Source organism: Vibrio sp. AND4 (assembly GCF_000171815.1).
GTDB lineage: Bacteria > Pseudomonadota > Gammaproteobacteria > Enterobacterales > Vibrionaceae > Vibrio.
On the sequence record NZ_ABGR01000001.1, the window covers coordinates 391,279 to 415,137 of the forward strand.

A 23,859-nucleotide genomic window follows, 5' to 3' on the forward strand; every position below is an offset into this window, starting at 1 on the left:
TTCTCAGCTTGAACTGATGATGGGGATTTGCATGAAGCCATCTGATATAGGATTAATTCCCATAAAATGTGGTCAGATTTTTATTATTCTTCGTGTTTTATAGGCGTAAGACCGTTAACGCTACTCTTGTAAAGAAGATGGTACTTTAGTGAATGTTTTTTAATTTGTTTTATCTAAATTAAAAAAATCTAATCAATGGTTGTCTATAAATAGGGAATGAAATTAATCACTATATAATGATGCGTTTTTCCTCTGAAAAAGATAAATTTTGATATTTATCCCAGAAGTGATAATTAATTTTTGTCTTGGTTATTTTTGCTTATAAATTAAGTGCGATTGCAAGGGGTGATTGGATGCTCAATTGCAAGCTTTAATAAAATAACTAAATAATTAATATAAAACTAAGGATATTAAAAATGTATCTAAGAAAAAGCAGTGCTGAAAAGAAAAGCTCCATTGGCTATCGAACGTTAGGGCTAACAATGCTGTGTTCTGGTTTATTGTTAAATCCAATTTCACAAGCCATGGCAGCAGAGTTCAACACCGAAGTGGTCGCCGAGACTGAGAGTCAATACTGGAGCACTTATAAGCTGGGCATCACGAACACAGGTCTAGATAGTGCGAGTATGCGTGAAGCTGTGATCGAATTTGTATTGCCAGTGGCGATTAACGACATTAGCTGGGCCTCAAACCATCTTTCATACCCATCATGGGAAATTTCTCATACTCCTCAAGCAAATGGTGTGTTGAACTCTGTGAGATTGAAATTCCCCGAGGGCTCTTGGGTTGATACTGAATTGGCTTCTGGTGAATCTGCAGCATTGACGATTTCTTTCGGTGGTGAGTTATCTGATCTAAACGCGTTTGAAAATTCAGTGTCGGTAAAAATTGATGGCGCCGTTGTTCCGACGCCAGATTATTCACTGGAAATCTTAGCGCCTGCGCAAAATACGATAGTTTACACCGGTAGCAACGTTGAGATCATAACGAGTGTTGAGGGTGAAGGTCCAAGTAAGCTTGAATTCTGGGTAAATAACACTAAGGTCGGTGAGCAATCTGTTACAACGGGAACAGAAGAATACCAGCAAGTTTGGGCGCCTAAAGAAATCGGTCCGGCAGCTATCACAGTGATGGCCTTTGATGAAAGTGGCGACAAGCTTACAGAACAAGTGGTTAAGGTAACGGTAGACTCAGAATCGACGGCACCGAATCCACCGGTAATCGATTTTATTTCGCCAGAGGCAGGTTCTTCACATCAAAAAGGTGACAGCATCACCATTTCTGCACTTGTAACGGACGCCGATGATGACTTGAAGACCGTCAAGTTTTTCGCAAATGAAGCCGAAGTTTGTTCTCTTGATGCGAAAACAACTCAAGATTTTTCGTGTGATTGGACAGCACAAGATGCTGGTTCAACAACGCTACGTGTTGAAGCTCAGGATGATGAGCAGCATGTGTCTCGCAAGAGTCTAACCGTTACGGTGACTGATACAGGTACAAGTTGTGGTGATGTCCCTCAATACAAAGACGGTGTGGCATATAAAGTCGGTGACGAAGTTACAAACATTGGCAATATCTACTCATGTACCGTTGCGGGATGGTGTGGTAACCCTGTATGGACGCCGGGTACTGGTCATACAGACTATCCACAAGCTTGGAAAGATGCATGGAGTGAAGTCGGAGAGTGTGATCCGAATCCTGTGCCAGTAGTGGACGTAAAATCGCCACAAAATGGACAGAAAATCGCGCCAAATCAAGCGTTCCAAGTGGTTGTAGATGCAACGGATGATACCGAGGTTGTCCGAGTTGACGTTCAATTGAACGGTGAAGTTGTCGCGACGGCAAGCACACCTTCGCAGGGTGATACCTATAGCATCACGGTTCCTGCTCAAGTTGAAGGTCAATACACGCTGACAGTCAAAGCTTACGACGAGAAAGGCGCAAGTGCGGAAGCTGCACCAATTTCTCTGGCGATCACCGATAAAGACTTGATTGTTGCACTTTCGTCTCCTGTCGATGGTTCAAGCTACTTCGAAGGGCGTGCGATTTCGATCCAAGCGGATGCAAAGAGTTACGAAGGCGATATTACCTCGGTGAGCTTCATTGCCAACGGTACCGAGCTGTTTAAAGATACCGAAGCTCCATACGAATACGAGTGGTTAGGTGTTCAGAAAGGGACATACGCTATTACGGCGAAAGCGGTGAATACGGCGAACCAAGAGCAAAGCTCTGCAACGTCTAATATTACGGTTAAAGAAAGCACAGGCGGCGGCGGTTTAGTCAATAACCCAGACCGTTCTATCAGCTACCTAACGTCTTGGGGCCTGAGCGATTACCAAGAGCTGTTGAACTCAGAAGGTGATGGTTACCTATTGTCATTTGGTAAGTGGGACGCAAGCGGGAACATTACGATCTCTGATGGTATGCTAACGGCACCTGATTACAACCCAGATTGGATGCCTACAGAGTACCTTGCATGGTCAACGCTTAAACATGAAATTGAAAATGTTACTATGATGGTCGCATTTGGTGGTCAAACGTACGAAAGCATTTGGTCGGCAATCAGTACGCCTCAGAGCCGTGAAGCGGTTGCTACCGGATTGGTTGATTTAGTGCATACACCGTTCCCTGTGTACAAAAAGAACCTGAAACCTGAAGAGGTCGAAGGTGAGTGTCTTGCTACGAAAACGGATGGTAGTTGTGACTACAGCAAATTCCAGTTAGCCGGATACGTCAATATCGATGGCCTAGATTTCGACTTCGAGAAAGGCGCTCGAATTACGGATAAAGAGAACCAGGATTTGACTGCGTTAATTAAGTTGATTCGTGAGAAAGTGGGTAATACTAAGGTTCTCTCTCTGACAACCTACCACGTAGGTGCAGACCCTGTAGAGTGTGAAAATGACACCGTATTCGAAAATTGTTCTTACATTGAAGAATCTGGCCGTTCATCCCACCACGGTGAGGTAATTGACCTACTGACAGCAACCAAGAATGATTTTGATTTCTTCAACGTAATGACGTACGACGCGGGTCGCAACTTCTTATACAAAGTTGCGATGGCGAACTACGCAAAATACGTTGGAGACAAGTCGAAGATTGTTTTAGGTAACACGATCAATAGTCAGTGGGCACCAGGCGGTAACTTTGTTGAAACGTATGAGAACAACCTAGAGCGAGCTAAATGGCAGAAAGATAATGGCTACGGTGGTTTCTTTATGTGGACGCTAGGTTCAAACAACCAAGGCTTGAAGATGACAGAGCAAGTGGACTACTTTAACGACATGATCAGAGTGAGCAAATAGTACACATATCATCTTGTAATCTACCTTAATAACGGAAGGCTTTTATGCCTTCCGTTATTTATTCAATTTCTATCATGGGAATGCTTTTGTTAGCTGTATTCCCGTGCCAATCTCAAACAAAACTAAGTGGTGACAATATGTCGACATTAGATTCTGACCAGTGCCAGAAAGCGACTCCGCACGACCCAAATAACCCCATGCAACATTACGATGTGTTCAGTAAATGGCTTCATTGGATTATGGCAGTGATTATTATCTATGCCACGGTTGCTGGATACGGCATGTTATTTGTTATGGATAAGCCACAATTATTCCACGTTCTATCTACGCTTAATATGTCGTTTGCAACGATTGCTTCGGCACTATTGATTGTTCGGTGGGGATGGTCATTTTTTCGTAAGACGCCAGAGCTACCAGACACGATTCCAACGGCACAGAAAAGTATCGCTAAGCTGGCCCATGGCGTTCTGTACTTGGTAATGTTCGTTGTGTTTATCAGTGGCTTTTTAATGCTTAATCATGAGTATACATTTTTTTGGCTGTTTATTATTCAAAACCCAATTTCAAATCCTGAGGTGAATGCGTTCTTCTTTACTGTTCACCGTTTTGGTTGCGCGATACTCGCGAGCTTGGTGTTACTGCATGTGCTGGCAGCTTTGAAACATCATTTTGTAAATAACAATGATGTATTAAAGAGTATGGCGTTTGATATGTCTAAGCAAAATTAGCCATAAATAATATAGAAATCTATGTAACATACTATAAATAAAAAGGCTTGGAGTTAACTTCCAAGCCTTTTTATTAAATTATATCCGACTACTTTTTAAACGTTAGGTTTAAAGTGAGTGGAACTCGGTCCGAAACCTCAATTCCACCAGCCAATGCTGATAGTTTGGTTAAGTTTTCTGATGGGATGCCAAAATCTGCAGCACCGATGATGACAGGTGCACTTGAACTGACCATCACAGTGTTACCTGCATTAAGTACCACGACAGGGAACTCTATTGATTTAGTGTTACCAAATAGTGTGACTTCTGCAGGGACTTTTACTTTGTGTGACCCTTCACCCAGTGTTGTCCAATCGATTTTACCTGTCACTCGTACGGGTGCGTGTTTCGCTGACTCAAAGAATACTTCGTTAAGGCGTGTATTACGGATCGGAATACCAGTATTGATGCTATTCAAATCAATAACCACATCAAATTGACCTTCACTGTTAAGTGAACCGGATAGGGAATCAATGGTCGCGGGCTCGACAATATATTGCTTTTTAATGGTTGCCCAGCTTAGTGAGGACAGATCGGAATCAAGCGTATAGCTGTCGGCAGCAAAAGAGGCACTAGAAAAAAGTGCAACGGCGATACTAAAAGTGGAAAAAACCTTTTTCATTATAATTAACCTTCTATATATTGAAAAAGTATTATACATGATCTTCATTCAGGTTTATAAAATTTATTGTAAATTAAGTTTATTGACTTTGATTGGCGATAGATGTTATTGGAAATCAATTTATGGCGGTTAAATATCTATATTGCTCATATTACATCCAGTATTTAAAGATGTTAAAGTAGCGAGGCTTACCTGATTTAGAGATGAAAAATCGTTTTGAGTGTTTACTGGTTATTAATACTACTCTTGAGGTCACAAGGTATAAGAATTAACAACCTTGTAAATAGTGGTGATTGACAGATCATGTAAAAAATAACTCCGTTTGTGAAGCAAAAGGAGTTTAATATAGCTTAAACAATTATGAATGAATCATTATTAGGGAGTAATAACATGCTATGGATTATCACTAAATACCTAACGACTGCTGCTATTGTAGTACTGATATCTGAAGTCGCAAAGCGGAGTGATAGGTTAGGTGCTTTGGTTGCGGCTTTACCTACCGTGACCATTTTAGCATTGATTTGGATGCACATCGAAGGGCAAGGGATGGAGAAACTCTCCAATCACGCTTTTTACACCTTCTGGTTTGTCGTGCCTACGCTGCCAATGTTTCTCCTTTTTCCTTTACTACTCAGTAAGTATTCATTTTGGATGACTTTACTCATTAGTTGTGCCGTTTCTGTGGTTTGTTTCTTGATAACCAACTTGATAGCTAAGCAGTTTGGTATCAACTTGCTCTGATTCTTCTACCCGACTTTGTTAATCTCATTTTTACGTTGAGCAAAAAGCTGTTGAAGCTTAGCTTCAACAGCTTGCGCTATCAAATTAGTGGTTCTTTGACGTATTCGTTGAGCTTAAAATAAGCACACTAATGAGTTTAAGATCAACACAAGAGCTTCAACAAAGCGATTAATTTTTGTAGAGAGTATAATTCCTGTGGCTGTTAAAGTAATTTTGCATGCCGCCTAGGAAATGAAAATTCAAATCATTGCTGCTCGATGATTCGTTTTTCTTAACGCGAATAATGAGGCCTTGCTTGTCACCGTCACCACGTATTGTGGCTGCCCAACCAATTTTAGATGTTGAGGTTTCATAAATTACGAGTTCAGCATTATCTTCAGGAATCAAAATTCTATTTATGATGTCGTTTTCGGTGATTTCTTCACATCGATCACTGATAACTTTATATTCACTAATCTCCGTTACTCTTGTGGGGCAAACCTCAACAGAAATATTATTAAGGTCTCCCGGCAATACATTAGTAAAAGCAAAAGAGACAAAGGAGTCAGAGGCGTCTAGGTAGCTACCCTCTCTCTTTGGTATGTCGCCCCTGCGGGGAGTATAGTCATCAGCAAGTTCTGGTATCGTAATCCCAGACGCTAAAGGTGGAAGACGGAACGTATAATTTTTGTTTTCTTGTTCGATGTGGAAACTGGTCGAAACAAGTTCATTAGAACTCTTCTTTCGGTAGCTTTCTTGCCCAATATACATGCCATTTTCGTCAAAGATACCGTAATGCGCTAAGTTGTGTGAGGCTAAGTTTTTGACGACTCGAAACCCCATGTCACTAAGCAAAACTCTTTCTATGTCGCTACCATTTTTGACCGTTAATTCGATGGTAACTTTGCTTGGTTTGATACCACTTTCGAGGTTTTCGGAGGGTATTTGGAATGGTAACGCAGCTAGTTTCCATGTTTCTTGTTCTGATTCGTCTTCGCAATCATTAGGTACTTGTCGTGATAATTCACTCGATGTGTAAATGAGATTATCAGATTCGTCATAAAACCTTGCAGTAGCTGCGATCTTACTATCCTGGCAAGTATTGTTAAATTTATACCCATAGCTGAGCTCGTAGGTTGTATTAGTATCTAAACTAGGGATGAGTCTTTTATCTAAACCGATAGTATGTTCACGAGTATTTATGTTGCTGCCAAACCCTAATGCATTGAAGGAGATATTTTCAATTGGCTCTTCAGTAACATCGCTACTACCACTTATATGAGTCCACTTATCAGTTAAGTTACCGTAGTTACTGATTAAATTGAAGTTATAAAGATAAGAAGGTGCAGGCCTGATTATTGGTGAAGTTCGAATTTCTCCTTCAAGTGGGGAATTTTGAACAGCTTCATTAGCTTTTACATGGGATACAAGGGCTAGGGAGGTAATAATACCTAACATAATACGATTAAATTTCATCATAGGCTCCACGTTGTAATATTTGGATAGTTCAAACACCAGCTAGCGATTAGTGTTGATAGTGAATTATTTTACATACGAGCTCTCATACTATTTTTAAAATTATGCCACCTTAGATGAATTTATTCACAAATAATATAAGAAGACTTGAGTATATAGAAGTGTGAGCACAGGGCTACTTCATTTACATTCTTTAAGAACGTAAAGCTACCTGCATATTACTCTAATTTTTAATTCCAAAGATATATGTGGTCTTGAAAATGGATTGACCTTTGGCGACGCTTTAAATATAGGGCGACTTAGTTAAGGAGCATTGAAAAAGAGAGACCGGGCTCTCGCTCGTAATAGTTGCAAAGTGAAAGGTTCAAAGTCGTTTATATACTCATTTACTCATTTACTCATTTACTCATTTGCAGCTTAGCGCATCACCTAAAGGTCGAAAGTACGCTTGCATTGCTTGATGAATGGCGTGCCGATGCGCAATATCAGGATAGATCGGGAGGGTATCAGGCTTGATCGTACCAGAGACCAGATAAGCGTTTTCAATACCCGAGCACGATTCAATGACGGATTCAAAGGCCCGCGCCATCATTTCTGTGGGCTGTGAAAAGTACTTTAAACCCGTTGCTTTGTCGGCTTGCACACTCCGAGAGATATAATCGTGTTTGTCTTGGCCGTCGGCACTAAGTAAAGTCGCATCAAAGATCTTGAGCAAACGCTCGTTTAAAGGGTGTGGAAAGTGCTCGGTATTTCGCAGCCAACAATCGCTAGCGAAAATAGTGCTTCGCTGAGGGCCTGTTCGGTCACCGATATCAAATGCTTTATCCGCAATGTAATGGTCGAACGCGTGCCAAAACTCATGAGCAAGCGCACCAGCTCCCGCGTTTTTAGCCAATGCTAATTCACGTTGATTCGGGGCGTAATGCGCTTGAACTCCTTTTTGTCCTCCTGTGCCGAAAGCAAGGTTTAAATTGCCGCGAAGCCCTATGGCAGAAGGAGGGAGTGCTAATATGTAAGCCAAATCAGCTAAAGAATCGAATATCAAGTTTGCTGCGAGATCCTTTTCTTCATTGCTCACCCACTTACCAACACGGATGCTACCAATACCGAATGTTTCTTTGATATCGATGAACGACACTTGATCACCATGACGATAATCAGGGCCTTTGCGTGTTTTGTATTTAAAGCTGCTGAGCTGCAAGACATGCCTCGAAAGTAGTACAGATTTATATTTGTAAGATTATACCTGAATAGAAGGCTCAATAAGAGGCTGATATCGATTGAAGCGCCACTCCCGACTTTTAAGTTGCATTAAGACAAACTCGCGAACTTATCTAATCCATCTACACTATAATTAACGCTTTAGTTTTCAATAGGTTCGTTATAACGAACAACACCAAGCGTTTTCATTCAAATATGACCATTTGATTTGGGCATCATTTATCTTTTTAAACACAGTGGAGTGAGCAAACCATGGACCCACTAACTCAGGGATTAGTTGGCGCGTCTTTATCTCTATCGACGAGTAAAAAACAGCATATGGTGGCCGCGGGTGCGCTCGGTTTACTCGCAGGCATGGCTCCTGATTTGGATATATTGATTCGATCAAGCAGTGACCCGCTGCTGTTTTTGGAATATCATCGTCAGTTTACTCACTCTGTATTTTTTATACCCGTCGGCAGTTTTCTCTGTGCTTTAGCCTTACACCCTCTGATTGGGCAAAGGTTGGGGTTATTGTTCAAACAGAGTTGGTGGTATTGCGTGTTAGGGTATGCCACGCATGGACTACTGGATGCGTGTACCAGCTACGGCACTCAGCTATTGTGGCCCTTTACTGATGCTCGCTACTCATGGAATATCATCTCCGTGATTGATCCTGTTTTCACGCTGCCTATATTGGTCACCTTATTTTTTAGTCTGGTGAAACGTAACGCTTGGTACACGCACTTTGCTGTCTTTTGGGTGTTTACTTACCTTATCATTGGCATAATTCAAAGAGACAGAGCAGAAGAAGCGGGATGGGAGCTGGCTGAGGTCAGACAACATAAGCCCCAACGGCTGGTAGCCAAACCCACCTTTGCTAATACCCTAGTTTGGAAGGTCATCTACGAAACCGAGGAAGACTTTCATGTCGATGCGGTGAGATTGGGAACATCAATAAAACTTTACACCGGAGAGTCCATCGCAAAGTTAAACCTCGAGAAAGATTTTCCTTGGTTGTCTCTTACATCGCAGCAAGCCGAAGACATTGAACGATTTCGTTGGTTCTCGGATGGGTTTATCGCCCGTGACCCAAAGAGCGAGTTGCGTGTCATTGATTTGCGTTATTCTATGTTACCAAACGAGATCGACGCCTTGTGGGGTATTGAACTGTCTAAATTCGCGCATAAAAATACGCATGTGAAATACATTACAAATCGTGATAGTTCTCAGCAGTCGCGACTCGCTTTTCTCAAAATGTTAAAGGGTGATTAACTCGACGGTTTAACAGCTAACCAAGGTAAACAGTTTGCAGTACTCTAAGCTAAATAAGCCCTCTGGTTCTCGTTTCCTGATTGAGTTTGTATTTGCATCAGAGACAATAAACTCTGGTAATCGATGCTATAGCCCTTAAAATGCGCACACTAAAAATGATAACCAATTTAGAGTGATTTTATGCTTCGTGATTACACATTCGATTGTTTGGTGACTATGCCACGCCATGATCTGGAAGAGTTTAGTGCTCGCATGATCAGTAAAATGGTGCCAGAAGACGTGATGAATGAACTATTTACCTTCGACCAAGAAGAAGTAGATAGTGAAGACCGCATGTTATCGGCGCGTCTTGATGCGATGTTACGTATGACAGCGATCGCGCTAAGCGAAATTCAGCAAGCGTTTGATGAATCGGATAATGCCAAGCAAAATAGTGTGCGGATGACGCGCCTTGTCCTTTGGCACTTCTACGCTATTTCATTTCGTCTTGAAGAAGCGATAACGCTAGAAATGCACTGTGAACATGTTGAAAAGCTACTAGATAATACGCCAACAGATGTGTTTGCTTGGGTGAAAACGCTGACGGAGCTCCTGCATACTTACGCAGAGATCAGCGCGAAGAACAACCCACAAGGTTGAATTATATCAATCACAGCAGCTGTTCAGAATGACCTGTTCGATAGATTATGCAATGTGGGCGCTTTAGTGTTAATTAAGGCTTGGCTGATTTACAAGTTCCTTCCCTTGAGACTTTTTCTCTATAGAACGCGAAAAGAAGACAAAAGGGAAGGTTAGGTCACAAAGCTTGGCCCGCATAGCTCAGCTTAGATCACATCATTTAGTTCATGTAATCTAGCTCGCATAGCAACATGGTTAATTGACTGACGATGTTAATTAACCGACGATGAATGAGTTTTTTACCGAGCCGTCTTCATCTAATTTCTTTTCCATTACTCTTTGCAGTTCTAGGTGAGAAGGCAACTTTCCTTCATTAAATTGCCAATGGGTAGCGCCCAGAACACTGATGTCGTAATAGTCATGATTCCATTGCTGAAAATCTTCGCTGTTTGTGAATGATTCAGGCAACGACTCTACGTAAGAGCCTGGGTTATACGGAATTCCGACTTTTTCACCAATGGTCATGCATTCATGATAAGAGTGCATACCGCCGCCCACTAGGTAACCTACGATCGCCATCATATATTGCTTTTTGTCTTCCATCTCAGTGAGCGGGCCAAAGGCCTCTGCTGCTTGCAATAGAGACCCGGTTGTGCCAGATATACCTGCGCCAAATAGGAGGTTTCGTGAATCGATGTCATCGAAAAAATTGTTGGCTTCTGTGTGACTGGTGCGATTTACATCACGTTCGAACATATCGACACCACGGTTTCTTGGTTGCTCAAAACTCCCGACGATGTTTGCATGTTTATTGTCGGCGATACCCGCTGTGTGGGATGCTTGTGCCCCCGCTACGTTAGCTCTACCGCGATATTCTTTTTTGTCGAACCAATCCTGTCTTACCGTCTCTCCAAGTGCTTGATACTTCGCAAGTTGCTCACTGCCACCACCTAATTTCGGTAATACTTTTCGACCTACTGCATCATGAATTGAGATCTTCTGGTCCAAAGAGCCATTTTCAAGCGCATCCATGATTTTATTCCAGACTTGATCCTCTGACATCGTTTTAACATCTTGCGTTGAGATTCTTCCAAAGGACAGTCGTTCGTTAGTAAAAAAATAGTGGCCAATTTGTTTGGTAACCGTTGCCATCGTTTCTTTAGGGTTACTCTCAAACTTTTCCATCAGAAAGCTCTTTACACCCTCGGAAACTTTATTGACCGCTTTTTCGGTGTACTGATTCTTATCCAACGCGATTGCACCTAGTTCTGATGCGGCTAACCCTCTACGCTCCTGGCTTACCTCGGTGGTATAAGGTTTGAGATCACTTGCAATTTGATTAAACCCTCGATGTTCTCCGCTTTTAGCGTAAACAACGGTTGAGTCTGAAGTGATACCATAAGGAACATAGGACTCTTCGCTTGAGCGTGGCAGTTTACCATTCTGAAATTCACGTTTTACAAAGCCTTCCGGACTATCGAAATCTCGGATAATAAAGCTCTTGTCTAGACCTTTACCTTCGGCCGACGAGCCGCCCTGTGATATCACAAGTTGTTGAATTGATTTTGTTTCTTCTGCAGGTGAGTTTTTATTTATACCGTGATCTTCCGAACGGTTGATATTTGCCGCAGTTGTTGATACTGACCCAAAGTGAACATTCATAACATTTCCTTCGAAAATTAATGGCTGACATTTATTAACTCTGGTCAATGTATAAGAAAATTAATGATCCAAATATCAGTAAAAGGCGAATGTTTTTATTTTATGCTAACGGGATGTTCTAACTGTTGCGATCTTGTATTTTTAATAGGTCAGTGAAGGCTAAAGTTAGTGATTTACAATAAGAGTGCTTCATTCTCTTAATTTTCTCATTTTTAGAAACGTACCTTTACCCCATTACTCAGTGGATTCACATTGATGGTGATAGATATTAAAATACTTAAATTGGCTTTCATGTCATAAGGTAGTGCAGGAAGATATATCATGTTAAGGTATTTTGATACGAGTTGAGCGCTCATTTACTTAGGATTGTTCACACTTATTTAAATTATAGGTAGCTTTGTAAAGTCTTACGTTTTTATATTTTGTCAATAGTTAAGTTTTAGGTGTTTATGTTTTTTGCAACCAAAGTAATGTTTTAAATTATATTGATTAATACCTCATATACGGTTTGGCTTACATGTTTCCTAAAGCTAAATTCTTAACCAAAAAAACAATATTGAGCCAGTAAAACGCTACCTGTAAATCTGTGGTCCTTTATCTGAAGATAGTACAAAAGACCTGAATGTCTGATAGGGAGAAAGATCGCTTACATTTATAGCAATCATTTAATTGCATACACGGATTAATTTGATTAGTATTCGACAAATGAGAAGCATTTAAGCTAATTCGCTCATCGTTATTAGTGTCATTTTAATTGATAGCATCTTCAATGCAGTAGTTATAAATGTCTATTTATCAACTTTTCTGATGAAACTTATTCATGGACGCTGAGTGAACTTACCTTTATATCAACTAGGGTGTTATCTGCTCATGAATATGGTTCTTAGTATTAGCCGGACAACATAAAAATAAAGGAAGTTGTATGAAAAAAGTTATCTTATTAACAACGTTAGCTACAAGTTTAGTTATAACTGCACCCACTTTCGCCCGTGGTTTCACTGCGGGTGTTTGGAAAGAAAGCCTTGGTCCGTTAGAAGGGGATAAAGAGCTATGTATGGGGGGGTATGGTATGCCTTTGTCAAAACTACGCTGCAACATAGAAGGGGAGCATGATGATCTTTCAGTACGAGCCCTTTACCTAGAAAAAAATGGTCAGCAAATTAACATTGTAAGCATAGATGCGCCGGGTATTGGTGACTCAATCATCGATGGGATTAAAACTGAATTAAATGAGATTTCTGTTAACGAACAGAACGTATACATATCAGCGACGCACACTCACGCAGGACTTGACTACCAGGGGATTTGGGGAGGTGTCAGCCCTGAATATAAAGCGAGGCTAATAAGCTTGTCAGCCAAAGCAGTAAGACAAGCTCAGCTTAATGCCCAGAGAGTAAAGTTATTTGCTTCTACAACGACAGCACCTGTTTCAAATCGAAGGGGGTTGAAGCAAGTGGACGACACAGTCACTACCCTGCATATTGTCGATGTCGACACTGGCGATAATGTCTCTACGCTAATTAACATGAGCGCGCATCCCACCATATTAGATCAAAACAACCACTTGCTGAGTTCAGATTATGTTTATTATCTCCGTGAGGCGCTAGAGCAAGAGCTAGGAGGCATGAGCATTTTCGTAAATGGCATCTTGGGTGATGCTCAGTTTAAGAGTGAGTTTAGAACCTTCACATCTGCTAAGGAGTTTGGTGACTTAGTCGCTAGCAATGTTGTGAACGCTCTCTCAAATCGACAGCGGATCAAAGGCGAAATCACCCTTGAAAGTAAGATGCTATCTCATGAGGTAACCAATCCTAACTTCCTTGGATTGATAAGAGCAGAGTCCTTAGATGTCCATGTTGATGGCTCGAATAATATTAACGCTAAAGTAACTAAAATTGAGCTTGGTGATAGCTTTACTATTATTACCTCCCCAGGAGAGGCCTTGACCAACCTAGGTTTACCAATCAAGAAAGCAATGAGTTCTCGATATAAAATGATGCTTGGTTTAACTGACGGTTCTTACGGTTACCTCATTCCCTCCGAGGAATTTGAGACTATAGATGGTCGAAAAACGGAGGAGCAATTCAGCATAGATAAAAATGTTGGCGATGAATATAAAAAATTAGCACTAGAATTGATTAGACAGTAAACATTGATTTTAATCCGATGTTTTATCCAATCAAACTCTACCGAACAAACTCGATGTTAGTCGTCTCCGAGGTTTACTATTTAAGCACTGGGTTGATTTAGTACACAGTAGGGCGTTTTCTGATTCCCTCATGGTTAATTACGGTTCAACCTGTTAGGTGGCTTATCAAAGGGAGAAGCACAAGGCCCGTCAAATAATGATCGGGCCTTGTTCTTTGCCGTAGTATTTAGCCATTACTTACTGTGATTGGTATTAAACTGTAACGCCACTAAGCGCTGGTACAATTCACAGCTTTGCATCAACGATTGGTGGTTACCGATATCAATCAACTCACCACCGTCTAACACAGCTATCTTATCCGCATGTTGGATGGTCGACAGTCGATGGGCAATGATCAGCGTCGTACGGTCTGTCATTAATGCCTCAAGCGCTTGTTGAACATGGTACTCACTCTCACTGTCCAGAGCGCTGGTGGCTTCATCAAGTAACAGAATTTTAGGATCTTTCAAAATGGCACGAGCGATGGCGATGCGCTGTTTTTGTCCACCAGATAATCTCACGCCGCGCTCACCCAAAAAGCTGTAATAACCGTCCGGCAGCTTTTCGATAAACTCATGAGCATGTGCTTTCTTCGCTGCTTCAATGACCTGCTCGTCAGTAGCGTTTGGATTGCCGTAGCGGATGTTATGGAAAACATCGTGGCTAAACAGGGCGGGTTGTTGCGGTACCAATGCCATTTGGTGGCGAAGATCGTTTGGGTTGAACCGTCGAATATCTTCACCACCGAATAAAACTAGCCCCTGCTGAGGGTCATAAAAGCGCTGCAGTAGTTCGAACAATGTCGTTTTTCCTGCTCCAGATGGGCCAACCATCGCCAGTACTTTGCCTTGTTCTGCCGTTAGGTTTAACCCTTTGATAGCGGGTTGGTCTGGGCGAGAAGGGTAGTTGAAGTTGACCGATTCAAACTTTATTTCTGCTGGCATGGCATCGGTAATAGGCAAGTGATTTATTGGCGTGTTGATATCACTTTCTACTTGCAGAATCTCAATCAATCTCTCTGTCGCACCTGCGGCTCTTTGCAACTCGCCCATGACTTCTGAAATCGTCGCTGTCGATGATGCAACCATAATGGCATAGAACACGAATGCCGCTAGATCGCCGCCTGACATCTTACCTTGAATAACGTCGCTGCCGCCCACCCATAGCATGCCGGCAATAGCACTGAATACAATCACAATCACACCTGAGATCAGAATTGCGCGTTGTTTTACTCGCTGCCTGCCAACTTCGTAGGCTTTTTCTACCTCGACCGCAAACGCTGCCCGCTCATGTTGCTCTGAGCTAAAGCTTTGTACGGTTTTGATATGCTCGATGGCTTCTCCGGCATAGCTGCCCACATCGGCCATTGTGTCCTGACTTTTGCGAGAAAGCGTACGTACACGTCTTCCATAAATTAGAATCGGAACTAAAACAAGCGGCACGGAGGCAAGCACAATTAAGGTAAGTTTAAAATTAGTCGCAAACAGCATGATGATGGCACCAACACACATGATTGCGCTGCGCATTGCCATTGAAAATGACGACCCGATGATGCTTTGCAACAAGGTGGTGTCGGTAGTGATCCGCGACATAATATCGCCACTGCTGTTGGTCTCAAAATAACTTGGGTGCAGTGATATCACATGGTTAAACACCGCAAGGCGAATGTCTGCACTGACCCGCTCGCCTACTGAGGAAACCAGATAAAAGCGGAAAAACGTGCCCGCTGCAATACACAATGTCACGCCAATAATGAACTGAATTGCATTGTTGAGTTCTTGCTGTGACTGCTGGGCGAAGCCTTGGTCTATCAATATTCGTACACCGTAACCCACGGATAATGTCAGACTTGCCGTCGCGAAAAGGGCGAACAAGGCCGCAGCTACTCGCCATTTATGAGGCGCAATGAAGGTGTTGAGTTTAAGAAGAATACTGAGGTTTTTATTGTTTTTTCTGCTCATGAATGGCTCACAACGCGTTCTAGGTAACAAGCATAGTAAGCGACTTTGAAGGGGGAGACCAGCGGGTGAGTTTCCTGTGTTGAGGAACCTGTTTTGGGTAAGCTAATTCAAATATTCAAGGAGCAAAGCTAATTTAGAGCGAGCAATAGGGATGGTTTTGTCTACACCCATCAAATAAACAAAAGTATTTCTGGCTTCTCTATGGACACGCATTAAAAGCTGCAAATTAATAATATAGCTGCGGTGAACCCTCACAAATTGAGTGGAATCCAATGCCGCTTCAAAGTTGGTCATAGTATCTTGAGTTACCACGGTTTGAATCTGGAACTTTTCCTGAGCTAACTCGGTAAGATTTATCTGTTGATAACGCCCAATATTCTCGACATAGCTTATATCTTGAGACGTAAGACGATAGGTCGTTTTTCCATCATAAATTGTGATGCCCTCAATCCTTTTGGTAGCGGCTCTAGGTGGAAGTTGTTTAATTTTCTTAAGGCAACGCTCTAGTCTGGTCTCCCGTACTGGCTTCAATAGGTAGTCGACAACTTTAGTTTCAAATGAAGTTAAAGCGTGTTGCGGGTAGGCCGTTACATAAACCAAATGATAGGGGATATGTTCGGTTTTTTTAGCAACCTCAAACCCGTCTAGTTCTGGCATTTCTATGTCCAAAAATACGATATCTGGCCGCTTTTGAAAGATTGCTTCTATGCCTCGGTGTGGGTCGTGATAACAGCCAACTACTTCGATTTCTTCAAAAGCTATTAATCCCCGCTTTAAAGCTTGAGTCGCGGCAGGCTCGTCATCAATCAACAACACTCGGAACACTCGGCTCTCCTATAAAATCATGGCGAATAGTAACTAATGCACAAGTGACTTGATTGTCAAAGTTTATCGATAAAGTGGCATCGAGGTATTCTAACCTCAATGTCTCGCTGATATTGCGATGACCGCTGCCTATCTTATATTCAGGAATGGTATTTCCTGGCCAATTATTGCTCACAAGAATAGACAGTTCGTTACCGATATAACGGGTTTTTATTTCAAGGGTAATTCGTTTCGTAGTCTTTCTCAGAGCATGCTTTATGACGTTCTCCACCAGAGGTAAAATTAGCATGGGAGGAATGCAAAGCCCTTGACTAGTCGAATCAATAAGCATTTTAACATCCAATCGCTCGGTAAAGCGCGCCTTTTGAATCGCCAAGTAGTGTTCAATCAATACGATTTCATCACTGAGTAAGATCCGTCGTTTATCTGAAATGGCAATGGTGCCCCGGAGTAAATCACTAAGCTCAAAGATGAGTTTTTGAGCAAGTTCCGGACGTTCGGGAATTTCACTATGGAGTAGGTTTAGCGTATTGAATAGGAAATGCGGATTTGTCTGGATACGTAATAACGAAATCTCGGACTGTTTTAATGACATCTCCAGTTCTAAAGCTCTTTGATTTAGTTGCCAACTGTGGATGACCACTGTGTAAATCGTCACTTGAAGTAACATATTTAAATAGGTGAGAAGCTTGAGGCGAAACAACTGGAAAACGGTGATACTGTCGAATGTCGCTGGTGCTGTGAACCCGATATCGGAAATGGCAAAGGCAAGTGAAATCAGGGCTAAGTTGATAACAATTTGATAAAACAGCCGGAGGCTAATAGCAGCCTCACAGTTTGCCTCGAAGATTCGACGAAATAGCCAAAATAAGGCACATTTTAAAAATACAGCCGTCATTACATTAGAAATGAGGGTGGCGGATAGAGGGATGTACAGCGTTAACATTATGTAATAGAGCGCTGAACATACGATGAAGGCGTTGACCAATGGCCATGCGATTAACAAGAGTAGATCCTGTCGCGAAAGGGGCAGGTTTGATAAAAGTAATGTCAAAATAGTCGCTCTATGATTTAAGTGTATCGTAGTATATGTGAGCTTCATCATTCTATTGACCCAATCATAACCAAAATGGGACCAAACCTACGATCTACGATCTTGGTGCCTATTGAATTCATTACACTGCGCGTTAGTGCACTAAGTTGCCGCTTAGGCACAAATGAATGTTAATGAATTTTGGGGATTTAAGGATCAAGTATGAATAGGATGATGTCGATATGGCGCTCTGCCATGTCGTGTATATTAACTTTGTTTACCATCATTGGTTGTAGCGATAGTTCAGGTGGGAGAGATGCTCCTGAGGTGGTGTCAATTACACTCGAAGTAACCAGTGAAGTGTCGGTGCCTGTTGGTTTGAATGGGCGTGTGATAGCAACTGCGACGTATAATGATGACTCTGTAAAAAACGTTTCTTCTGAGGTGAATTGGGTTCTAGACAATGAGAACTTTACCGAAAATGGCCTAACGAATGACAACGAACAACGTTTTAAAGCAAATCCGGGAAGTATGGGAACTGAAACGCAGATCAAAGCGGTGATGGGAACGGTTGAGAGTGATGTCGTCACTGTCATGGTATCTGAAGCGACCGTGATGGCGCTAAAGGTCACCCCGCCGCAAGCGACGATACCCGCAGGGTTGAGTCAGAAGTTTTATGCGAGCGCAGTGTTGTCGGATAATCGAGTATTAGACGTCACCTCGGAAGAAGCGGTGTCATGGATGATGGGCGAACAAACTATCGAGCAGGGTTTAGTTACGCCGAGCCATGAACTTGTTGGTCAGACGCTGCCAATCTCAGTATCGGTAAATGTAGAAGGGCAGACGTTTAGTGACGAAGCAGCATTGAACGTTTCAGATTTGACCGTGACTCGTGTTGAGGTTCAACCGGCGGATGGGGCTATCTGGAACACCGACCTTGCGATTGGATCAAACCGTGAGGTAGTGGCCATTGCTACCATGTCAAATGACACAACTCAACTGATCGACAACCGAGATATAATTTGGTCTCCGACAGCCGATTCAGGCCACGTGAAGGTTGAGGAAGTGGACAACCGCGCCTTCGTCAAAGGACGTATGGAAGGGATAGGTGAAGTAACAGCCACCTTGAAGAACACGAATACGGTTGGTGCATTTTTATTTAACATTTTTGAACAGTTAGAGCCGAAGGCGGGCATTGTTGGAACTGAGGAAACCTTGCGAAAAGGGGCGTCCATGCAACTTAAGTTTGTGTCACAAGGCAGCGATGGCAGCATTGTCGACCAAACAGAGGGTGCAACGTGGATATTAGACAACACGACTTATGCCCACATGGAAGGCAACGTTCTTGTTGCAACGCCCCAAAGCGGTTTCGACCCAAATCTTGATTACTCAAACGCGGGCACGGTTACCGTAACGACGACAAATGGCGGTACGTACGAGGTTGAGTTGTTGGATGCGACGGCGACCATGCTGTCAATTTCACCATCAAAAGATACGACAGTTGATTTTGGCAACAATCTACAGATGGAAGCTTTTTTGACGTACTCGGATGGCTTTCAAGAAAACGTGACCGAGAGCCCGAGTATGAAATGGGAGATCAGTGATGGAGCTTCTGCCTCTTTCTCCAAGAAGAAACCTGGGTTATTAGAGACGGTTGAAGCAGAAACAATGACTGTCGGTGGTGTGTTTGATGGTCTCAATATGGCACCGAATATTAAAGTGACGGTGAACAGCAAGGTGCCTACATCGCTTTCGTTGTCTCCAGCATCAGGCTACAGTGCCGGGCTACCACAGCAGTTGACAGTGACTATGGTGTATGACGATGGGACCTCGGAGAGACTGGCATTTAATGATGAGCACTTATCGGTGGTGGTGACTGATTGGGATGGCGAAGAATCAAAGAAACCGACAGTCACGTCTGATGGTGTCTTTTATGCCTCAGAGCCAGGCCGCGTAACGGTGACCGCAACCAAGACATTTGACAGTGGACTTGTTCCTCTCATCACCACCGAAGAGTTTGATGTGGCGCCAGTTAAGTTGATTTCATCGCTGGCCCTTTCCCCTAAGGTCGCAGAAGTGGCGGCAGGACAAAAACAAACGTTTGAAGTGTATAGTGTTGATGTTGATGGCAAAGTGACACCACTTCTTCCTAGTCAGGTGACATTTATGTTAGATGCAAGTGTTACGGGGTCAACGCTCGATGTTTCAACAGGAACAGTAACAGCAGGTTCGAGCGCAGGTGACGTCATGTTAACGGCAATGATGAAAAACGTGCCTCTTGACGATACAGTCGATGGTCAAGTGCCGATTGGGAGCGCAAGCATCATCGTTGTAGAGAAAGCGTTGCAGTCACTTGAAGTCCAATTACCAGAGAACTTAACACTCATACCGGGTCAAAAAGTAGCATTAAGTACGCTAGGTCGTTACAACGATGACAGTGCTGCGGTGTTGAGTAATGATACGGTGGAATGGACTTTAACCACTGGAAGTGATGCCGCCTTGCGTCTTATTGACACAGACTATGATGGCCATGTTGACACCTTAGAGGCTGTGACATCAGGCTCAGGCAGTGTGCGAGCGAGCTATAAAGACACGCCATCCATTGATGATAAATCGGCGGTTGTGACGGTCAATAACGCGTCCATTAATGGCGTGGTTATCAGTCCAGATATTGAGACATTGGCAGTTGGTTTTAGCCAAAAGTTTGAGGCATTCGCGGTTGTTGATACGGGGGACGGCATGAAGCTGTCTGAAGACCAAGTATCATGGACTGTCACGCCTGAAGCTGCGGCTCAAGGTATTGACAACGGTGATGGTACTTACACAGTGCAAAGTCTGGAAGAAGGAAGAGGGGTAACTGTAACGGCGAGCCTAGTGACAGAGGCTTTTCCAAATGTTAACAATATTGAGTCCCCCGCAGTAGAGATGTTTACGACGGTGGCTGCGGATATCACAAGCTTGCTAATAACCCCTATGGATGGCAGCACCGTTGCGGTTGGTGTGCCTTACGAACTGAAAGCAGCAGCGGTGCAAAATAATGGTGAGGTGTTTGATGCGACCGATAAAGTGACATGGGAATCGGATGACTCGACTGTTTTAATTGATGAAAGTAATAAAACAGTGACGTTCTTTGAGGCCAGCAATGCCACTGTCACGCTCACCGCAACACCAAATGATGCAAGTTTGTCTAACTATGTTACTCCTGCGACTTCTATGCTGACCGTATTAAAGCCTGAAGTGCTGGGGATTGTTGTGACGCCGCCCTTAGTGACGCTCGCGGAAGAACAGGAAGTCCAACTTATGGCGTATGAGTATTACTCTTACGGTAAAGAGCCTTTGGATGTAACGAACTCCGTTGACTGGTCGGTTGAAGATGTCGGTGACGGTGAATTGTCGGTGAAAGTGATTGGTGGCCTAGTATCGAGTTCAACTCATGGCGGAACGGTCAGTATCACTGCCGATAAAGCAGGAAAGGTAGGTTCTAGTTCAGTGTTTATTTTAGAGGCTTGTGGTTCTCAAGAGACGGATTCGAAAAATATTGACGATACCGACAAAAGTAACGCGAAAGAAGCATGTTTAAAGGTCGCTACGGATTCATCAGGGAAGTGGTTTACGAGTAGCCCATCTGAAGCTGTAATGGAAGCAATGGGTTATGAAAAAGATTCTTCTGAGACAAACAGTGGAGATACTTATTCGCGTCTTAGAGAGGAAACGGGTGAACTTGGCCCTCTCGGTGGTGAATTTGCTGAATTTAGGCAGGATGGCAATGGTGTCGTGAAACCAGGGGAAGGCAATAATCATAATGCTGGTATTAATGGCCAATTTGACCGTTGGTGTCAAAAATTAAGAATCTCGAATTTTGCGGGCAGAACAGATTGGCGTCGTCCAGAAAGGGATGAACTAGTGGCTTTGCGACAGAAATATGCTGGTTTCACAAACGGCCTTTGGGACGCGCGTGGTTGGCCCAGCTTCGATCAGTATTTGTCATCAACTGTGGATGAAGAAAACGAGTCTAACTATATAGTTGTGGACCTTAAGATTGGAAGTACCCACAGCAAGGCACCTAGCGGTAAGTTTTATGGTTCCTGTGTCTCGAATCCTCAGTGAATAATGCTTAAAATTTAGCATTATAATGAAGGTGTTTGGTGGTTTGATTGGCATAAAATAACCATTAAACCAACAGACCAAATTAAAACCTTAATCAAAGACTTATTAGAGTCTAAAGCCCAGCATGATAAACAATGCTGGGCTTTTATCTGTTTTTAACGTTAATCTTGTGACGTGTTCAGGGTTTTGATTTGCTCGAAGATTTCTTCTGCCTCTGCGGTTAACAATGAGTACGTTTTAATGTCGCCACGACGCTGGGCATGCATAGCTTGCTCACACAGCATTGAGTGACGCTTTTTGAGTTTTTTCACCGAATTGTTTTTAAAAAAAGAAAACATCAAACTTTCCTTAAGTTATGACCTCTCTTTACTACGCGCTAGCGTTGATCTTAGTTCATGCCTGTAGTCGTTCGTATCGGTAAATATTTCTGAGTGACGGCGCTAAAATTGGTATAAATTCTCGCTTTTTAAGGTGTTTCTGACCGTTGGTTTATCGGACTTTGGATTAAAAAAACTTATCCAAAGTCAAAGCGGAAATGTTTGACCATGAGGGGGTGCTTGTCATCTTATAAAACCTAATGCGTAACTTGGTGCCAACATGTCATTTTTTTGAGTTACACAAAGATGTTGTTATCTCAAAGAGCTAAAAGGAGGAAAAGCGATTGTTGTGATGTTGCAGGGATATTTCAAAGTGTTTTCTCTGTTACATATTGTAACATTATTGCGTTGTCTGTATGGTTCTTCTCCTTACAAAGTAGACAATTTAAAGGAATAACTATAATGATTTCTAATGATGCAGTAATCATGGGCATGTTAGCCCTGATACTCGGCGGTATCTTCATTACAGAAAGCAGCCAAAACAGCGCACTAAAAAAATTCTATTCGATCATTCCTGGTCTGTTACTTTGCTACTTCGTTCCTTCACTGTTGAACAGCTTCGGTATCATTGATGCGTCAAATTCTAAGCTGTATTTCGTCGCAAGCCGTTACTTGCTCCCAAGTGCATTGGTACTTTTGATTATTTCTGCGGACCTGCGCAAAATCATTGGTCTTGGTCCGAAAGCGGTCATTATGTTCCTAACTGGGACGGCAGGTATCATCATTGGTGGTCCATTGGCGATTCTTATTATCGATCAAGTCTCTCCAGATCTCGTGTCTGGTGACGTTTGGCGTGGCCTGACGACAGTAGCGGGATCTTGGATTGGCGGAGGTGCAAACCAAGCGGCAATGAAAGAAGTGTTTGAAGTGAATGATCAACTGTTCTCCGCCATGATTACAGTAGATGTTATCTGTGCAAACGTTTGGATGGCGGTCCTACTTATTATGGTTGGTCGTCAAAAGAAAGTCGACGCATGGCTTAAAGCAGATACGTCAGCCATCGAAGAGCTAAAAGAAACCGTTTCTAAGTATCAAGAAGAAAATGACCGCCCGACGACGACAACGGATTTGATTAAGATCACCTCGATCGCATTTGGTTTAACCGGCTTGGCTCATTACTTTAGTGATATCATTGCGCCTTGGATTTCAACCAACGCACCAGGACTGGCGAAATACAGCTTAACTTCTGGCTTCTTTTGGTTGATCGTATTGGTCACGACTTTTGCACTTATTGCTTCTTGTTTTAAATCAACACGCAGCCTCGAACATGGCGGTGCATCTAAAATCGGTTCAACCTTCATCTACATCCTTGTCGCTACCATTGGTATGCAAATGGACGTGACCGCGATCTTCGATAATCCGGGTTACTTTTTCATCGGCATTGTTTGGTTAACGATTCATGCCGTTCTCATGATTACTGTCGCGAAAATCATTCGAGCGCCATTGTTCTTTATGGCGGTCGGTAGTCAAGCCAACGTTGGCGGTGCTGCTTCTGCTCCGGTTGTTGCAGCGGCATTCCATCCAGCATTGGCGCCAGTAGGGATTTTAATGGCAGTGTTAGGTTATGCGCTTGGTACATACGGTGCCTATATCAGCGGTCTGTTGATGCAGCTGGCGGCGGGCCAATAATTTCTTAGAACTTGCAAAAAATAAATGAAAAAAAGTCCGATATGGTTTTGACCGTATCGGACTTTATTGTATTCGCTTTAATAGCGGTGAAACG

At 42.8% G+C, this 23,859-nt stretch carries 16 protein-coding genes; 8 read left to right on the forward strand and 8 right to left on the reverse strand.

The genetic code is table 11. The features are described from left to right. The first annotated feature begins 416 nt into the window (after window positions 1-416). The gene (locus tag AND4_RS01670; RefSeq protein WP_009841142.1) at window positions 417-3,305 is read left to right on the forward strand and encodes an Ig-like domain-containing protein; all 2,889 of its coding nucleotides are present in this window, start codon (window positions 417-419) and stop codon (window positions 3,303-3,305) included. A 137-nt stretch (window positions 3,306-3,442) separates the two neighbouring features. After that, window positions 3,443-4,033: a cytochrome b/b6 domain-containing protein gene (locus AND4_RS01675; protein WP_043991412.1), complete on the forward strand. Its 591-nt coding sequence runs from the start codon at window positions 3,443-3,445 to the stop codon at window positions 4,031-4,033. An 88-nt stretch (window positions 4,034-4,121) separates the two neighbouring features. Here AND4_RS01675 and AND4_RS01680 read toward each other — a convergent pair whose 3' ends face one another. After that, window positions 4,122-4,694 (reverse strand): YceI family protein, encoded by a 573-nt coding sequence (locus AND4_RS01680; protein WP_009841144.1) that lies wholly within the window; start codon window positions 4,692-4,694, stop codon window positions 4,122-4,124. 390 nt (window positions 4,695-5,084) lie between these two features. On the opposite strand from AND4_RS01680, the gene AND4_RS01685 reads away from it, so the two are divergent. Beyond that, on the forward strand, window positions 5,085-5,435 hold the full coding sequence (locus AND4_RS01685) for a DUF3147 family protein (protein ID WP_043991388.1): 351 nt from the start codon (window positions 5,085-5,087) through the stop codon (window positions 5,433-5,435). A gap of 168 nt (window positions 5,436-5,603) precedes the next feature. On the opposite strand, the gene AND4_RS01690 is transcribed toward AND4_RS01685, so the two are convergent. Together AND4_RS01690 and AND4_RS01695 are read right to left on the reverse strand one after the other, a co-directional pair. Then, window positions 5,604-6,893: a hypothetical protein gene (locus AND4_RS01690; protein WP_144017017.1), complete on the reverse strand. Its 1,290-nt coding sequence runs from the start codon at window positions 6,891-6,893 to the stop codon at window positions 5,604-5,606. A 403-nt stretch (window positions 6,894-7,296) separates the two neighbouring features. After that, window positions 7,297-8,091 (reverse strand): CLCA_X family protein, encoded by a 795-nt coding sequence (locus AND4_RS01695; RefSeq protein WP_009841147.1) that lies wholly within the window; start codon window positions 8,089-8,091, stop codon window positions 7,297-7,299. Between the two features lie 272 nt (window positions 8,092-8,363). On the opposite strand from AND4_RS01695, the gene AND4_RS01700 reads away from it, so the two are divergent. Continuing rightward, window positions 8,364-9,365 carry a metal-dependent hydrolase gene (locus AND4_RS01700; protein WP_009841148.1) on the forward strand — a complete coding sequence of 334 codons (1,002 nt, stop codon included), beginning with the start codon at window positions 8,364-8,366 and terminating at the stop codon, window positions 9,363-9,365. A gap of 180 nt (window positions 9,366-9,545) precedes the next feature. Next, the gene (locus AND4_RS01705; RefSeq protein WP_009841149.1) at window positions 9,546-10,004 is read left to right on the forward strand and encodes a hypothetical protein; all 459 of its coding nucleotides are present in this window, start codon (window positions 9,546-9,548) and stop codon (window positions 10,002-10,004) included. A gap of 255 nt (window positions 10,005-10,259) precedes the next feature. Here AND4_RS01705 and AND4_RS01710 read toward each other — a convergent pair whose 3' ends face one another. Next, window positions 10,260-11,645, reverse strand: a complete 1,386-nt coding sequence (locus AND4_RS01710) for a hypothetical protein (protein WP_009841150.1) — start codon at window positions 11,643-11,645, stop codon at window positions 10,260-10,262. Window positions 11,646-12,567: 922 nt separating this feature from the next. Here AND4_RS01710 and AND4_RS01715 point away from each other — a divergent pair. Further along, window positions 12,568-13,794, forward strand: coding sequence for a hypothetical protein (locus AND4_RS01715; RefSeq protein WP_009841151.1), 1,227 nt, complete (start codon window positions 12,568-12,570; stop codon window positions 13,792-13,794). Window positions 13,795-14,027: 233 nt separating this feature from the next. Here the strand turns inward: AND4_RS01715 and AND4_RS01720 are convergent, their stop codons facing one another. The 3 genes from AND4_RS01720 to AND4_RS01730 all read right to left on the reverse strand — a co-directional run bounded on the left by AND4_RS01720 (window position 14,028) and on the right by AND4_RS01730 (window position 17,673). Next, window positions 14,028-15,794, reverse strand: coding sequence for an ABC transporter ATP-binding protein/permease (locus AND4_RS01720; protein WP_009841152.1), 1,767 nt, complete (start codon window positions 15,792-15,794; stop codon window positions 14,028-14,030). A gap of 102 nt (window positions 15,795-15,896) precedes the next feature. Further along, entirely contained in the window at window positions 15,897-16,619 is a 723-nt protein-coding gene (locus AND4_RS01725; protein WP_144017018.1) for a LytTR family DNA-binding domain-containing protein, read from the reverse strand. After that, a complete protein-coding gene (locus tag AND4_RS01730) occupies window positions 16,597-17,673 on the reverse strand; it encodes a histidine kinase (RefSeq protein ID WP_186004039.1) in 1,077 nt (358 codons plus the stop codon). The genes AND4_RS01725 and AND4_RS01730 overlap by 23 nt, the downstream gene beginning before the upstream one ends. A gap of 201 nt (window positions 17,674-17,874) precedes the next feature. Between AND4_RS01730 and AND4_RS01735 the strand changes: the two genes are divergently transcribed. After that, window positions 17,875-21,759 (forward strand): DUF1566 domain-containing protein, encoded by a 3,885-nt coding sequence (locus tag AND4_RS01735; protein ID WP_083796252.1) that lies wholly within the window; start codon window positions 17,875-17,877, stop codon window positions 21,757-21,759. A gap of 161 nt (window positions 21,760-21,920) precedes the next feature. Here the strand turns inward: AND4_RS01735 and AND4_RS19985 are convergent, their stop codons facing one another. Next, window positions 21,921-22,097 carry a DUF6435 family protein gene (locus AND4_RS19985; protein WP_009841157.1) on the reverse strand — a complete coding sequence of 59 codons (177 nt, stop codon included), beginning with the start codon at window positions 22,095-22,097 and terminating at the stop codon, window positions 21,921-21,923. A 441-nt stretch (window positions 22,098-22,538) separates the two neighbouring features. Between AND4_RS19985 and AND4_RS01740 the strand changes: the two genes are divergently transcribed. Next, a complete protein-coding gene (locus AND4_RS01740; protein WP_009841158.1) occupies window positions 22,539-23,765 on the forward strand; it encodes a DUF819 family protein in 1,227 nt (408 codons plus the stop codon). Window positions 23,766-23,859: the final 94 nt, after the last annotated feature.